This window comes from Pseudarthrobacter linnaei, from assembly GCF_055412825.1.
Genome location: NZ_JBVAYX010000008.1, coordinates 86,884 through 102,395, shown reverse-complemented (window position 1 = coordinate 102,395; position 15,512 = coordinate 86,884). Strand labels below are relative to the sequence as shown.

Sequence of the window (15,512 nt, the reverse complement as noted above, 5' to 3'; positions counted from 1 at the left end):
GGGGACACTCCAGCGCCGTCTAGGCTCACTGAACCCGGCGGACAACAGACACGCAGAAGCGGCCGGGCAAGGTGCCCGGCCGCTTCTGCGTGACCCGTTTGATGCCGCGGCGTCAGCCGTAAATCCGGTTGATCTGCTCCTCGAAGTCACGCACGACGGCGGCGCGCTTGAGCTTAAGCGACGGCGTCAGATGCCCGGATTCCACCGTGAAGTCGGCGTCCAGCACCACGAAGCTGCGGATGGACTCGGCCTTGGACACGAGGGCGTTCGCTTCGTCCACCGCGCGCTGCAGCGCTGCTCGGACCTGGTCGTTGCCGCGGGCCTCGGCCGGGCTCATGGCGGGAACCTTGTGCGTGGCACACCAGTTTTCCAGGCCCTCCGGATCCAGGTTGATCAGGGCTGACACGAACGGCCGGCCGTCCCCGACCACCACGGCCTGCAGGACCAGTTCGTGCTCGCGGATCTTCTCCTCCAGCGGTCCGGGGGCGACGTTCTTGCCGCCGGCGGTGACCAGCATGTCCTTCTTCCTGCCGGTGATCGTCAGGAAGCCGTCCGCGTCGAGGGACCCGAGGTCGCCGGTGCGGAAGAACCCGTCCACGAACGCCTCCGCGTTGGCCGCCGCGTTGTTATGGTACCCCTTGAAGACGCCGATGCCCTTGACCAGGATCTCGCCGTCCTCGGCCACGCGGATGGTGGTGCCGGGCACCGGGATGCCAACCGTCCCCACCCTGGTCCGCGTCGGAGTGTTGGCCGTGCACGGGGCCGTGGTTTCGGTGAGGCCGTAGCCTTCGAGGACCGGGATGCCCGCGCCGCGGAAAAAGTGCGCGTCGTGGTAGCTCAGCGGGCTGGCCCCCGAGACGGTGTAGCCCAGCTGGCCGCCGAAGACCTGCCGCAGTTTGGGGTACAGCAGCCGGTCGAAGAGGGCGTGCTGGGCACGGGTGACAAATCCGGGCCCGGGACCGGTGCCCCGGGCTGCGGCGTCGAGGGCCCTGGAATAGTCGATGGCGACGGCGGCGGCGGACGCGAACAGGTGTTCCTTCCCGGCGAGGGCCGCCTTGTGGGCGGCGCCGGCGTAAACCTTCTCGAAGATCCGGGGCACCACGAGCAGGAAGGTGGGTTTGAAGCTGGCCAGGTCCTCCAGCAGCTCCTTGGCGCTGGCGGTGTGGCCCAGCGTGGTTCCGGCGCTGAGGCAGATCACCTGGACGGCGCGGGCGAGGACGTGGGCCAGCGGGAGGAACATCAGCGTCCTGGTCCGGGGCTGCCGCAGGATCTCAGGAAGGAACAGCACGATGTTCCTCGCGACCAGGGCGAAGTTTCCGTGCGTGATTTCGCAGCCCTTCGGCCGGCCGGTGGTGCCGGAGGTGTAGACGAGGGAGGCCACGTCCGCGAGCCCGGCCGCGGACCGGTGCCGTTCCAGCTCGGCGTCGCCGACTCCGGTGCCCGCCGCGGCCAGGCTGGCGAGGTTGGGGGCAGCACCGTCGTAGTCCATCCGCACCACCGGGAGCACGGTGCCGCCGAGCAGGCCGGAGCTGTCCAGGACCTGGCGGACCAGCCCCGCCTTTGCCTCGTTTTCCGCGAAGATGCGCCGGGCCCCGGAGTCATGCAGGATCCATTCGATCTGGCCGGCGGAGGACGTTTCATAGATGGGAACGGGGACCCCGCCGGCGAACCAGATGGCAAAGTCCACCACGGTCCATTCGTAGCGGGTCCCGGACATGACCGCCACGGTTTCCCCGGGCGTGATGCCGCCGGCGATCAGGCCTTTGGCCAGCGCCCGGACCTGGTCCAGGAACTGCTGTGCGGAGACGTCGGCCCAGCCGGCCGGTCCTTGCCGGGAGTACAGCGCATGTACGGGATCCTTGCCGTGCTGCTCCAGCAACAGGTCCGTCACGTTGCTGCCCGGATCGAGCTCGACGAGCAGTCCGGTGCTTGCTTCTCTCACAGCCGATTCTCCGTTCCGGGTCCGCCTGATGCCGGTGGACGTCCCCTGCAATCCTGCCCTAGATCCAGGACGGCATCCACATCCGGAACCGCCAATCCTGGTAGGTGATGGTCTCGGCGGTCCAGACCGGATAGAAGAAGGCCGAGACGACGACGGCGGTGACCACAAAGAGCGTCACGAGGTAGAGCCCGGAACGCCGCCGCCACGGCGGGTCCGTGCGCTGGCCCAGCACGAGGCCCAGGCAGTACACCAGGGCCAGCACCAGGAAGGGTTCGAAGGACACGGCGTAGAAGAAGAACATGGTGCGTTCGGGGTACAGGAACCAGGGGAGGTACCCGGCCGCCACAGCCGCGAGGACGGCCCCGGCACGCCAGTCGCGCCGCCCGGCCCACCAGAAGAGCAGCACGCCCAGGCACACGGCGGCGCCCCACCAGATCAGCGGGTTGCCCACGGAGAGGATCGCCGTGGTGCAGCTGGCGGTATCGCACCCCGGGCTGCCCTGCTTGGGGGATTCGTAGAAGAAGGACGTGGGCCGGCCGAGCATCAGCCAGCTCCAGGCGCTGGCCTCGTACGGGTGCTCCGCGCTCAGCCCCTGGTGGAACTTGTAGGCCTCCAGATGGTAGTGCGCCAGGGACCGGACGGAGTCCGGCAGCCAGCCCCACTCCGCCGAGGGGACCGACCCGGCCCAGTTCCGGAAGTACGCGTTCGTGGACCGGAACCAGCCGGTCCAGGAGGCGGCGTATACCAGGACGGCCACCGGGACGATGCTGAGGAACGCGGGAATCCCGTCCTTGAGGATCCCGCCGCTGATCCAGCCGTGGATTCCGGCGATCCGGCGCGCGCTCAGGTCCCAGAAGACCGTCAGCAGCCCGAAGCCGGCCAGGAAGAACAGGCCGGACCATTTCGTGCCGACCGCCAGGCCCAGGCATACCCCGGCCGCGAGCCGCCACCAGCGGATCCCCAGCCAGGGCCCGGACGCCAGCTGGAGCAGGCCGGGACGCCCGTCCGGGGAGTTGGCGGCCTGCCGGCCCAGCCGCCGGGCAAGCCGGCGGCGGCCGTCGTCGCGGTCCATCAGCAGCGCCCCGAACGCGGCGAGGATCCAGAACATCAGGAAGATATCCAGCAGGGAGGTCCGGGACATCACCAGGTGGTGACCGTCCACCGCCAGCAGCACACCGGCCACGGCCCCGAGGGTCAGCGACCGGAAGAGCTTCTGGGCGATGAGGGCCAGCAGGAAAATGGACAGCGTGCCCGTCAGTGCCGCACCGAACCGCCATCCGAAGGCATTGTCCGGGCCGAAGAGCCACATGCCTCCGGCGATCATCCATTTGCCGACCGGCGGGTGGACGACGTACTCGGGGGTGTCCAGCAGCACCCCGGGATTGCCGGCGACGAACGCGTCATTGGCCTTGTCCGGCCACGCCCGCTCGTAGCCGCTGACCAGGAACGAGTAGCCGTCCTTGACATAGTAGGTCTCGTCGAAAACCAGGTTCCGGGGCGTATCCAGCCGGACGAAGCGCAGGACCCCGCCCAGGGCCGCCGTGATGGCCGGAATGAGCCAGAACCACAGCCGGAGCGAGGGCGGGTAGTCCCGCCAGCTCCGGATGCGGCCGATCAGGCGATCCGTGAGTGCGTCAGGGGCGAACGCCTCCGCCGGGCGGCTGACCCAGCGGTGCCCCTCCAGGTTGCGTCCGCGGCGGGGGGCTGGGGGCGTCGATCCGGTGGAACCGGCTTCGGCGGGCCGCGTGGGGGTCTGCGTCACGATGCCCATGCTACCTTTTGCTGTTGCGGCTGTGGTCCCCGGCCTTGCGCGTCGGTCCCGTCCCCGGCGGGGCCGGCCGTGTCCCGCCGGGTGCTGCCCGGTGAGTCGGCCCGCACCCCCTGCCAGCAGTAGGCTGGTCATGTGGACCCTAAACTCAGCACCTCCCCGAATCTTCCCGGCGACGACCCGGACCTGGCGGACGGCGTTGAGGGTGGTGCACGTCCCGGACCCGGCGGTACCCCCGGAACGGAGTCGGAGCCGGTTCCCCAACACGGCGGACCCGGCCGGATCGTGCTGGCGGCTACCCCGATCGGCAACGCCGGAGACGCCACCTACCGGCTCGTCGAGCTGCTGACGACGGCGGACATCGTCGCCGCTGAGGACACCCGGCGGCTGCACCGGCTGGTCCAGAACCTGGGCATCACCGTCGCCGGCCGGATCATCAGCTACCACGAGCACAACGAGGCCGCCAAGACCGGCGAACTCCTGGATCAGGTCCGGTCCGGGAAGACCCTCGTGATGGTGACCGACGCCGGCATGCCTTCCGTCTCGGACCCCGGCTTCCGGCTGGTTGAAGGGGCCGTGGCCGCCGGACTGACCGTCACCGCCGCCCCCGGGCCTTCCGCGGTGCTGACGGCACTCGCACTCTCCGGTCTGCCCACCGACCGCTTCTGCTTCGAGGGGTTTCTGCCCCGCAAGGCCGGGGAACGCGCCTCCCGCCTCGCGGACCTCGACGCCGAGCGGCGCACCATGATCTTCTTCGAGGCCCCGCACCGGCTGGAACCGATGCTCCGGGCGCTGCGTGAGCGGTTCGGCGCGGACCGCCGCGCCGCCGTCTGCCGGGAACTGACGAAGACGTATGAGGAAGTCATCCGGGGCACCCTGCGCGAACTGCTGGAGTGGGCCGAGTCCAACGAGGTCCGCGGCGAGATCGCCGTCGTCGTGGGCGGTGCCCCGGAGCGGGAGCCGGGCACACCGGAGGACCACGTGGCCGACGTCAACGCGCTCATCGCGCAGGGAATCCGGCTCAAGGAAGCCGTGGCGGCCGTGGCGGAGGACGCCAGGGTCAGCAAGCGCGAGCTGTACTCCGCGGTGCTCGCAGCCCGTTAGGCCGGGCTGCCTCCGGGCCGGACACCCGCTGTGCAGGTGCACAGCGGACCCCGCTTGACGTAGTGCGGACACGCGTAGACAGTCCGGAGAGCCCGGCAGTACCGTGGCAGTAAATCCAGCACGTTCCCGGCCTGCGTTTCCGCGGTCTGCGGAACCGCTGAATCCGATCCAATCCACCCGAATCGCTGACGAGGGAGTCAACCGTGACTGTAACTGCCCAGCCCATTGTTACCGCGGAGCGCGAAAGCGCCCTGCTGGCCTCTGTTCCCACCGGTCTGCTGATCGGTGGCCAGTGGCGCCCGGCCGCGTCCGGGAAGACCTTTGAGGTGGAGGACCCCTCGACCGGCAAGGTCCTGCTGAGCCTCGCCGACGCCGGCCCGGAGGACGGGGCCGCGGCCCTGGATGCGGCGGCTGCCGCACAGGAGTCCTGGGCGAAGGTCCCGGCCCGTGAGCGCGGGGAGATCCTGCGCCGGGCCTTCGAGATGGTCACGGCCCGCGCGGAGGACTTCGCGCTGCTGATGACCCTGGAGATGGGCAAGCCGCTGGCCGAGGCCCGCGGCGAGGTCACCTACGGCGCTGAGTTCCTGCGCTGGTTCTCCGAGGAAGCCGTGCGGGCCTTCGGACGCTACTCGGTGTCCCCGGACGGGAAGTCCCGGCTGCTGGTGACGAAGAAGCCGGTGGGCCCGTGCCTGCTGATCACGCCGTGGAACTTCCCGCTGGCCATGGCGACCCGCAAGGTCGCCCCCGCCGTCGCCGCAGGCTGCACCATGGTGCTGAAGTCCGCGAACCTGACGCCGCTGACCTCCCAACTGTTCGCCGCCGTGATGATGGAGGCCGGACTGCCGGCCGGGGTGCTGAACGTTATCCCGACGTCCACGGCCGGCGCCACGACGGGGCCGCTGATCAAGGACTCGAGGCTGCGTAAGCTTTCCTTCACCGGATCCACCGAGGTCGGCCGCCGGCTGCTCGCGGATGCCTCCGAGAACGTCCTGCGGACCTCGATGGAACTTGGCGGGAACGCCCCGTTCGTGGTCTTTGAGGACGCCGACGTCGACGCCGCCGTCGCCGGGGCGATGCTGGCGAAGCTGCGGAACATGGGCGAGGCCTGCACGGCTGCGAACCGGTTCATCGTGCACGAGTCCGTAGCGGACGAGTTCGCGGAGAAGTTCGCCGCGAAGATGGCGGGGATGACCACGGCCCGCGGCACCGAGGCGGACTCCAAGGTCGGCCCGCTGATTGATGCGAAGAGCCGGGACAAGGTCCACGAGCTGGTCTCCGATGCGGTGTCCGCCGGTGCGGTCGCGGTGATCGGCGGCGCCGCCGTCGAGGGTCCGGGCTACTTCTACCAGCCCACCATCCTCAAGGGAGTCACCGAGGGCACCCGGATCCTGTCCGAGGAAATCTTCGGACCCGTCGCGCCGATCATCACCTTCGACACCGAGGACGAGGCCGTCCGGCTGGCGAACAACACCGAGTACGGACTCGTTGCCTATGTCTTCACCCGGGACCTCAACCGGGGCATCCGGATGGGCGAACGCCTGGAGACCGGCATGCTGGGCCTGAACGCCGGTGTGGTCTCCAACGCCGCGGCCCCCTTCGGCGGGGTCAAGCAGTCCGGCCTGGGCCGGGAAGGCGGCCTCGAGGGCATCGAGGAATACCTCTATACCCAGTACATCGGCATCGCCGACCCGTACGCCGGCTAGGACCAACCCCGGCAGGCCCGAGCTGCCTCAGTTCCGGTGCGGCCACCGCTCCCGGCGCACGCGCCGCAGCGCCCCGCGGATCCTCGACCTGGCGTCGGCGAGGCCGCGCCGGGTGCGCTGTGCTGCGCGGCGGGCGGAGCGGAACGGCGCCGTGGCCGCACGCCGCCAGGCGGCCAGGATCGACGGCGGGAGCCACTCCGCGCGGAACCGCACGACCGGCCCGGCGTGGTCGCGCAGCGAACTGCGGACCGCCGAGATCAGTGGCCCGGCGGATGCTCCGTTGCTGCCGGCGCCGGCGGACCCGTCGGCGCCGGTCCGGACGCCGTTGACCCCGGGCACGGACGGGGGCCGTCCATACTGCAGGCGCTCGAAGCCCGCGGTCAGGGACCTCACGGCCTGGTCGCCATCCGCGTCCAGACCGTGTGGCTCCCCGAGTGCGCCCGCGTGGCGCAGCCGTTCGGAGAAATGGCGTGGTGTTTCGCTGGTCCGCGGCGCGATGCCGTAATCCGTTGCGAGGTCGCGCAGTTCCAGCCAGGCGCGCGAGGCTGCCGCGCTGTCGAGCCCGGAACCGCCCAGCCGGCGGCGGCGCAACGCCGTGCGCGCCAGGTGCGGGGACGCCAGCAACAGCCCAAGGAACAGCACTGCGCCGGCGCCGTACAGCACGGGAAGTAACACGCTTGCCGCGTCCGGCTGGGCGGCGGCGCCCGGGAGCGGCAGCGGCGCCACACTGGACGGCGGCGTGGGGAGGGGGCTGTTGCCCGGAATGAGGCCATCGTTGTTTTCATTCGTGCTGGCGCCGCTGGGGGCCGCGGCTTCCGCGGCGTAAGACGGAACCACACCCCGCGATGGGGTCGGCTCGAAAGGAACCCAGCCCAGCCCCTGGAAATACAGTTCCGGCCACGCATGGGCGTCACGGGCATCGACCTCATACTCCGGCAGGGCACCATGGCCACCGATCGACACCGTAGCGCCGGTGGGCCGGCCCGGGGCATAACCGACGGCGATGCGGCTGGGGATGCCTTCCAGTCGCGCCATCACGGCCATCGCGGACGCGAAGTGGATGCAGTAGCCGCTCTTCTGGTTCAGGAAGTCCGCCAGCACGGACAGTCCGTTGCCGTCATAGCCCCCCTGCACCGGGGACTGCAGCGAGTAGGTGAATTCGACGGAGCGCAGGTACCGCTGGATGTCCATGGCCCGGGCGTAGGGGGTGGTGCTTCCCGCAGTCACGGCCTCGGCGGTGGTGCGCACGATTTCCGGCACGTTGTCCGGTGGCCGGATGAACTGTTCCGGGACACCCTGCACCGGCCCGGTGGCCTCTGCCAGCAGGTCCGGGGTGAGCTGGGGGGCAACGGAGAGCGCCACGTACCGCTGGTCGCGGGAGTCAGTGTCGACCCCCTTGATGCTCAGTGTCGCAGGGTCCCAGCTCCAGCGGCCGGTGAGGCCGTTGACTGCCTCCGGCGCGTAGGGCACCGGCAGATAGGGGCTGATGAACTGGCCGGTATTGACCGCGGTGACCACACGGACTTCGGTCGCGGCGGACTCGACGCCTGATTGGATCCGCCCCGTGCCCAGCCGGCGGGTGTCATCGCGGTCGTCCGGCGCCCAGTTGTCGCCGTTGAAACTGTCCACGGTCACGGAGCGCAGGTACGGCGTGCTGGGCGCGTTGGTGGCAAAGGTGATCCGGCCGTCCCCGCCGGGGCTGCGCAGGCTGTTGCCCAGGCTGATCATCGGGTTCAGTCCCGAGGCCGAGCCGAACGGATTCAGCCGCGAGCCCTGCGGGAAAACTCCCTGGTTGAAGCCCGGGATCACCAGCTGGAGCAGGAGGGTGGCGGTCAGCGCAACGGCACCCGTCAGGGCACCGCGCCGGAACTGGCCCCGGTTGCGTACGGTGTCGGCACCGGTCCCTGCATCGGGCGCGAACCAGTGGCTGCAGCCGAGGATCATGAGGTAGCCGGCGGCAGCCGCCGAGAAACCCAGCGCGCCGACGCTGTGCGGCTTGATCATGGCGGGAACGATGAGGACAGCGAGGATCCCCAAGCCGCTTGTCGCCGGCAATGCCAGGGGATAGGCAAGGGCATCGACCAGGATCACCATCAGCCCCAGGGCGGCGCAGACCAGCAGGACGATGCCGGCATTCGGAGCCACGGGTGCGCTTTCCGCAAGGACAGTCTCACTGGCCCGGCGCAGGTACCGGCCCAGCTGCGTCATGGTGGCGCCGGAGGGGATGAAGCCGATAATGCTGTGCGGGCGGAAGAAGGTAAATGTCAGGATCAGCACGAGCGCCGCCAACGCACCGGCTGTCACGAAGACGCCGCGCCAGCGGAGCGCGCGGAGCCCGGCCATGGTGAAGGCCACCGTGAGGACCGTCGAGAGGACAGGGGAGTACCACGCCCATCCCCGCAGCACTCCATTGAGGCTCAGCGCCGCACCGGCGACGGCGGTTGCCACCGCGAGGGCCATCAACCACGGCTGTGCGCCCACCGCCCTCCGGGCTTTCTGCGTCCCACGGGATTCCGGCCCGGGGGCGCCCGGGGCTTCCGGATCCCCTGCCGCCCCGGCCTGTCCGGCATGCGTGCCCGCGCTTCGCTGTGGTGTCAGTGTCATCGCCGGAGCCCCGTTCCACGCCGCACATCGGCTGCGGCCGCCATCGGCGCAGTGCCGCCGTCGTCGAATGCCGCCCACGCTGCTGGCAAAGGCGTCAAGGGGGAGACGGCCACTGCCCGCCAGCCGCCGAGCCGGAGCGTTTCAAGCACTTCCTCGGGTTGCCCGGCCCGCTCCGTGATCACCATGGCGAAGGCGTTTGCCGCGAAGCCGGCAGCCGGGGACAGCGCCCGCGCTTCGGCCGGCGTGAGATTTCCCAGGATCGCAAGCACCGGCCCGCGCATCCGGTGGGCGGCCAGCTTGTCCATAAGCCGGTCGTCGAAAGGCTGCAGGCCGGCCTCCGCGCCCGAGGGATGCCGGCGGCCGGCAGTCCCGGGTGCGGCACCCTCCTTCGCGCCCCGGCGGGTGTAGTGCGCGCTGGTGAGCTGGATCGCGGCCAGGCTTTCGGCGACGGACTGCAGCCCGGATGCGCCGACGTACTCCTCGGCCTCCGGTTCGGGGGCGGACGGCGAATGCTGGAACGCGGGCTCGCCGGCGGCGTCGAGGAAGCGCAGCGCGTAGTTGCGCTCGGCGAGATGCGCACCGATGGACATCGCTGCTGCCACTGCCCACTCGAAGGTGTCGCTGGTCAGGAATCCGTGGCCGTCCGCGGCGATAGCGCCATGGTGAAGCGCCCCTCGGTCAGTCCCGCGTGGGCTGCCGAAGGTGCGGTGGGTGTGCGGCGTCGAGCCGCCGGAAAAAGCGCCGCGGCTGAAGGCAGACAGCCGCTGGTCCAGGATGATCGTCGCTTCCGGAGTGGTGACGGACTCCTCCTGGCGGACCATCAGCTCCCCGTGCCGAGCCGTTGCCGCCCAGTGAACACGGCGCATCGGATCACCGTGTCGGTACTCCCGCGTCATGACGTCGTCGACGCTGGGGTTTGCCCGGATGCGCGTGGCGGTGACGCCATCCTGCCCCCTGGCGCCGGCCAGACCGGTGGCGGGAAGGTCGACTGCGGCGGGCGTCACCGTGAGGATGTCGCCGTCATCGATGGCGCGGCGGTGCAGGGACAGCCCGAAGGGGTCGCTGACCTCAGCTGTGACCGGCCCGATCAGGAACTGGCCGCGTTTTCCGGAGCGCAGGCGATACTCGTAGCGGCTGGTCCCGCCGGGGGACGAACGGGCCGGGAACCGGAAAACGGGGGATTGGCCGAACCGGGCAGGGATGTGCTCCTCCATCAGCGCGTCACCCGAGCCGATTCCGGTCCGGGCGACGGCCAGCCGGACGGTTGCGGCGGTGGCCGTTTCGACGCTGGCGGGGTTGAATTCCCGATAGACGCTGAAGTTGGGTTTGAGCAGGCGGGTGCCGGCCAGGGAGAGCAACGGCAGGACAAAGAGCAGGATGGCCAGCGCCAGCAGGTCCCGGCGCCCCATTACCTGGGCTGCCAGCAGGAACACCGAGCCCGCCCCAAGCAATCCCCAGCCCCGGGTCGTGAAGATGTGCCTCGGGAACCGGACTTTCAGCGGCACGGCCAGGCACCCCTAGCGGCGGTTCGGCAGCGTGGCGGCCGGGGCGCCCGCCAGATCCGGGCTGACCGGGATCATCGCCAAGATGGAACGGACCACGCTTTGGGCAGTCTCACCCGTGCTTGCGGCTTTGCGGTCCAGGATGATCCGGTGGGCCAGGACGGATTCAGCCACGCTGACGACGTCGTCGGGCAGCACGAAGTCCCGGCCCGCCAGGGCCGCGGTGGCTTTGGCCGCGCGCAGCAGCTGGAGCATGGACCGCGGGCTGGCGCCGAGCCGGAGCATCCCGCTTTCCCTCGTCGCGCGCCCCAGGGCTACGGTGTATTCCTTGATCGACTGGGAGACATACACTTCCCGCACGGTAGCGATCATGGACGCGACCTCGCCCGCGGTGACGACGGCGGTGACCTTGGCCAGCGGGGACGTGGCCTGATGGGTTTCCAGCATCTCCATCTCTGCCTCCTTGTCCGGGTAGCCCATGGAGATCCGTGCCATGAACCGGTCCCGCTGCGCTTCCGGGAGCGGGTAGGTCCCCTCCATTTCGATCGGGTTTTGCGTGGCCACCACCATAAAGGGCTCGTCGAGCTTGTAGGAATGGCCGTCCACCGTGACCTGGTGTTCCTCCATGCATTCCAGCAGGGCCGACTGGGTCTTGGCCGAGGCCCGGTTGATTTCGTCCCCGATGACGATGTTGGCGAAAACTGCCCCGGGCCGGAACTCAAAGGACCTCGACGCCTGGTTGTAGATGGACACACCGGTGATATCGGAGGGCAGCAAGTCGGGGGTGAATTGAACGCGGCTCACCGAACAGTCGATGGTGCGGGCCAGCGTCTTCGCGAGGAGGGTCTTGCCGACCCCGGGGACGTCCTCGAGGAGAAGGTGGCCCTGGGCCAGGAGCACGGTCAGCGCCAGCCTTGCCGCGTCCGCTTTCCCGTCAATCACGGTGTTGATGGCGGTCAGGATCCGCTCGCTGGCGGAGCGGAACGCCGCCGCATCCATGGCCGCGGTGGGCTGGGCGGTGCGCAGGGCGGGGAGCAGGGCGGCCGGGATGCCATCCGCAGCGGAGTCTTCCGTGAGGTCCTGCCCCCCGGGGAGTGCTTCGTCTAGAGAGATGCGGTGGTACTCCATCGGTAGCCTTCCAGCCCTGGTGGTTTTCCCGGGGCGGATCGGCATGGAGCCTGCCGGGCCACTCGTCGGGTATACGCCTGTGTTCCTGACCGTTGATTCCTAGCCATCTGTTCCTGACGGTTGATTGTATTTGTTGTCCGGCAGTCAGTCTTTAGAACAGAGTACTAACACAACTGCCGGACCTGACAGAGAGTTCCGGGGAAATCTCCGGCCGGCTTCGGGCCAGGACATAGCGCACTCCGGTTAACTCGCGGCGCGCGGACGGTTCATAGGGCCGGGGAGCGCCGATAAGGTGGAGAGATGATCACCCCCCTCACTCCCGTCCCGTTCCGTGCCCCCGGCAGTGATGGCACCGGCAGGCAGGGCTATCCGCCGGCGCCGGAACCGCTTCCCGTGCCGGTAATGGACAACCACACCCACCTCGATTTCCCCCACGACGGGCTCAAGGTCAGCATCGCTGACGCCCTGGACGCTGCTGAAGCCGTAGGCGTGGGGGGTGCCGTGCAGGTGGGGTGCGACCTCGAATCGTCCCGGTTCACCGTGCAGGCGGTCGAGTCGGACGCGCGGCTGCTGGGCGCCGTCGCCCTGCACCCCAATGACGCGCCGGACTACGCCGCCCGTGGCGAGCTGGAGGACGCCCTGGCCGAGATCGAGGCCCTCGCGACGCACCCCCGGATCCGGGCCATCGGCGAAACCGGCCTTGATTTCTTCCGCACCGAGGGTGGCGGGCTGGCGCACCAGCGTTACTCCTTCCGCCGCCACATCGATATCGCGAAACGCCTTGGGCTGACGCTACAAATCCATGACCGTGACGCCCACGACGACGTCGTCCAGGTGCTGCGGGAGGAGGGAAGCCCCGATCGGGTGGTCTTCCATTGCTTCTCCGGCGGGGAGGAACTGGCCCGGATCTGCAACAGCGAGGGCTGGTACATGTCCTTCGCCGGGACGCTGACCTTCAAGAACGCCGGCAACCTGCGGGCCGCCCTGGCCATCGCGGAACCGGAACGGATCCTGGTTGAAACCGACGCCCCGTTCCTCACCCCGCATCCGCACCGGGGCCGCCCCAACGCGAGCTATATGGTCCCCTACACCGTCCGGGCCATGGCCGAATTGACTGGATGGGAACTCTCGGAAATGTGCTCCCGGATCGCCGGAAATACCCTGCAGGCATACGGATCCTGGGATTGATTCAACGAAAATACCCCCGCAGTTATAGATACCCGGTATGCACAATTTGTTGGCTGCTTTATAACGCTCCGGTTACAGTGGACAACTATTAGCCGGGGTCGGGGAAGGCCTTCGGAAAATTTCACTTCTGCTGGGCGCGCATCGTGGCGAACGAACCATATGCGCGCTCTCGTTTGTGACTATGGCAGTGCACACAGCTTCCGCTGACAAAACGCACCCATGCGGTGCGGCCTCCGGGCTGTCCGCGGCGGGTGCGGCTGTGCACGTTTCCCCGTGCCCGGATGGTCCAAAAGATATGGGCAATCGTGGTCAAGTTCTTTACATCGGATGGCAAGTTCAGCTTCGTCAAGGTCGGCACGCAACTCGTGGTGCTCATGGCCCTGGTGCTGGGGCTCGTCGCCTTCGTCGGCAACAACAAGACGGTCACCCTCAACGTGGACGGCAAAGTGAGTTCAGTCCAGACCTTCGGCGGCACTGTCGGCCAGGTCGTGAAGGCCGCCAGCCTTGAACTCCAGCCCTCCGACAGGATCACGCCGGCTGCTGATTCGCACGTCCGGGACGGTTCCGTCATCAACGTCAATCTCGCCAAGGCCGTCAAGGTCAGCCTGGACGGGGCGGAGCGGACCATCAGCACCACCTCGCCCACGGTGGAGGGGCTGGTGACCGAACTCGGCGTCGCCGGTACCTCCGAACTGTCCGTTCCGAAGGACGCACAGCTTGCCGTCTCCGGTTCCTTCGTGTCCATTTCGACGCCGAAGTCCGTGAGCATCGTCGCTGACGGCAAGGCCGACAAGACCACCACGACCGCCGCCAACGTCGGCCAGCTCCTCGCCGATGCCGGCATCACGCTGGGGGCCAGCGACCGCGTCTCGCAGCCGGGCAACGCACCGGTCGTCAACGACATGGTGATCAAGGTGTCCCGGGTGGACGCCAGCCAGACGGCTGAAGCGGCCGAAGCCGTGCCGTTCGAAACCCTCACCACGGAGGATGCAGGCCTGGCCACGGGCGAAAAGAAGGTCACCCAGGCAGGTGTGGCCGGCACCATCAACAAGAGCTTCAAGCTTGTCCTCGTCGACGGCCGCGAAGCCTCCCGCACCCTGGTGTCCCAGTCCGTCAGCGCGCAGCCGGTCACCGAAAAGATCACCGTCGGCACCAAGCCCAAGCCGAAGCCGGCAGCCCAGGCCGGTGCCAGCACCGGCGCCAACACCGGCGCCGGAGCCCCGGCCATGATGAACGAAGCCATGTGGGACAAGATCGCGCAGTGCGAGTCCACCGGCAACTGGTCCATCAACAACGGCAACGGCTACTACGGCGGACTGCAGTTCGACGTCCGGACCTGGCTCGGATCCGGCGGCGGCGCGTACGCCCCGAACGCCAGCCTGGCCACCAAGGCCCAGCAGATCGACATCGCCAACAGGGTCTATGCACAGCGTGGCCTGCAGCCCTGGGGCTGCGGCTGGGCAGCCTCCCGCTAGAGTTGCCCCGCCGGAGTCCTCAGCCCCGGCTGACGGGCACTTGGATGGCACGGCTTCCGTAGCGGCTGACCACGGCAACGGATGCCCCGCCCAGGCCGGGTCCGGCTTTTCGGACCCGGCCTTTGCCATGCCCGGGCTGGCCAGCGGGATAGGATACCTAGGTGACTGAACCGACCCCCTCCGCGCCAGGCAGTGCCCCAGGCAGTCCGCCGGCCAGCACGCCCCCACCCCTGATGGGGGCCTCTGACATCCGCAGGCTGGCTGAGGAGATCGGCGTCCGTCCCACGAAGACCCTCGGCCAGAACTTCGTCATCGACGGCAATACCATCCGCAGGATCGTTGCCGCCGCGGACATCCACCCGGACGAGACGGTCCTGGAGGTCGGGCCCGGGCTGGGGTCCCTGACCCTGGGGCTGCTGGACGCCGCCCGCTCGGTCGTCGCCGTCGAGATCGATCCGGTTCTCGCCGGCAAACTTCCCGCCACGGTCGCCGAATGGCGCCCGGCCGCCGTCGGAAACTTCCACCTGGTCCTCGCCGACGCCATGCGGGTCACCGAGCTCCCCGCCGAGCCGACCGCGCTCGTGGCGAATCTGCCGTACAACGTCGCCGTGCCGGTGGTCCTGCACCTGCTGCAGCACTTCCCAAGCCTCCGCCACGGCCTGGTCATGGTCCAGGACGAGGTCGCGGACCGGCTTGCCGCAGGGCCCGGGTCCAAGACCTATGGCGTTCCCTCGGTCAAGGGGGCCTGGTACAGCAGCATGCGCAAGGCCGGCGTGATCGGCATGAATGTTTTCTGGCCCGCGCCCAAGATCCACTCCGGCCTGGTGGCGTTCACCCGCCGGGAACCGCCCGTCACCACGGCCACCCGCGAACAAGTTTTCGCCGTCATCGATGCCGCCTTCGCGCAGCGCCGCAAGACCCTTCGCGCCGCCCTGGCCGGATGGGCCGGCAGCGCTGCGGAGGCCGAACGGTGCCTGCGGGCCGCCGGCGTCGATCCCACCGCCCGCGGCGAGGTCATCGACATCGCGGCGTTTTCCCGGATCGCCGAGGCGCACGCGCGGCCGGCTCCCTAACCCCGGCGGCGTTCCCCGGAACGGT

Annotated in this window: 10 protein-coding genes; 5 read left to right on the top strand and 5 right to left on the bottom strand. The window is 69.1% G+C overall.

Features of this window, described 5'->3' with window-relative positions:
• Window positions 1–112: 112 nt before the first annotated feature.
• Together ACZYZ3_RS09930 and ACZYZ3_RS09925 are read right to left on the bottom strand one after the other, a co-directional pair.
• On the bottom strand, window positions 113–1,942 hold the full coding sequence (locus ACZYZ3_RS09930; RefSeq protein WP_463963659.1) for an AMP-dependent synthetase/ligase: 1,830 nt from the start codon (window positions 1,940–1,942) through the stop codon (window positions 113–115).
• A 58-nt stretch (window positions 1,943–2,000) separates the two neighbouring features.
• The gene (locus ACZYZ3_RS09925) at window positions 2,001–3,713 is read right to left on the bottom strand and encodes a dolichyl-phosphate-mannose--protein mannosyltransferase (protein WP_463963658.1); all 1,713 of its coding nucleotides are present in this window, start codon (window positions 3,711–3,713) and stop codon (window positions 2,001–2,003) included.
• Window positions 3,714–3,845: 132 nt separating this feature from the next.
• Here ACZYZ3_RS09925 and rsmI point away from each other — a divergent pair, with 132 nt between their 5' ends.
• Together rsmI and ACZYZ3_RS09915 are read left to right on the top strand one after the other, a co-directional pair.
• Window positions 3,846–4,814, top strand: a complete 969-nt coding sequence (rsmI, locus tag ACZYZ3_RS09920) for a 16S rRNA (cytidine(1402)-2'-O)-methyltransferase (protein WP_463963657.1) — start codon at window positions 3,846–3,848, stop codon at window positions 4,812–4,814.
• A gap of 203 nt (window positions 4,815–5,017) precedes the next feature.
• Entirely contained in the window at window positions 5,018–6,517 is a 1,500-nt protein-coding gene (locus tag ACZYZ3_RS09915) for an NAD-dependent succinate-semialdehyde dehydrogenase (protein WP_463963656.1), read from the top strand.
• Window positions 6,518–6,544: 27 nt separating this feature from the next.
• Here the strand turns inward: ACZYZ3_RS09915 and ACZYZ3_RS09910 are convergent, their stop codons facing one another.
• The 3 genes from ACZYZ3_RS09910 to ACZYZ3_RS09900 are packed head-to-tail and all read right to left on the bottom strand — an operon-like array spanning window position 6,545 to window position 11,751.
• A complete protein-coding gene (locus ACZYZ3_RS09910) occupies window positions 6,545–9,121 on the bottom strand; it encodes a transglutaminase TgpA family protein (protein WP_463963655.1) in 2,577 nt (858 codons plus the stop codon).
• Complete coding sequence (locus tag ACZYZ3_RS09905; protein WP_463963654.1) at window positions 9,118–10,626, bottom strand: DUF58 domain-containing protein; 1,509 nt, start codon at window positions 10,624–10,626, stop codon at window positions 9,118–9,120. Before ACZYZ3_RS09905 ends, ACZYZ3_RS09910 begins: the two co-directional genes overlap by 4 nt.
• A 12-nt stretch (window positions 10,627–10,638) precedes the next feature.
• Window positions 10,639–11,751 (bottom strand): AAA family ATPase, encoded by a 1,113-nt coding sequence (locus ACZYZ3_RS09900; RefSeq protein ID WP_463963653.1) that lies wholly within the window; start codon window positions 11,749–11,751, stop codon window positions 10,639–10,641.
• Window positions 11,752–12,051: 300 nt separating this feature from the next.
• Here ACZYZ3_RS09900 and ACZYZ3_RS09895 point away from each other — a divergent pair, with 300 nt between their 5' ends.
• From ACZYZ3_RS09895 to rsmA, 3 genes are all read left to right on the top strand, one after another.
• A complete protein-coding gene (locus tag ACZYZ3_RS09895) occupies window positions 12,052–12,939 on the top strand; it encodes a TatD family hydrolase (RefSeq protein ID WP_463963652.1) in 888 nt (295 codons plus the stop codon).
• 281 nt (window positions 12,940–13,220) lie between these two features.
• Window positions 13,221–14,414: a resuscitation-promoting factor gene (locus ACZYZ3_RS09890; RefSeq protein WP_463963651.1), complete on the top strand. Its 1,194-nt coding sequence runs from the start codon at window positions 13,221–13,223 to the stop codon at window positions 14,412–14,414.
• A 161-nt stretch (window positions 14,415–14,575) separates the two neighbouring features.
• Complete coding sequence (gene rsmA, locus ACZYZ3_RS09885; protein WP_463963650.1) at window positions 14,576–15,487, top strand: 16S rRNA (adenine(1518)-N(6)/adenine(1519)-N(6))-dimethyltransferase RsmA; 912 nt, start codon at window positions 14,576–14,578, stop codon at window positions 15,485–15,487.
• The last annotated feature ends 25 nt before the right edge of the window (window positions 15,488–15,512 follow it).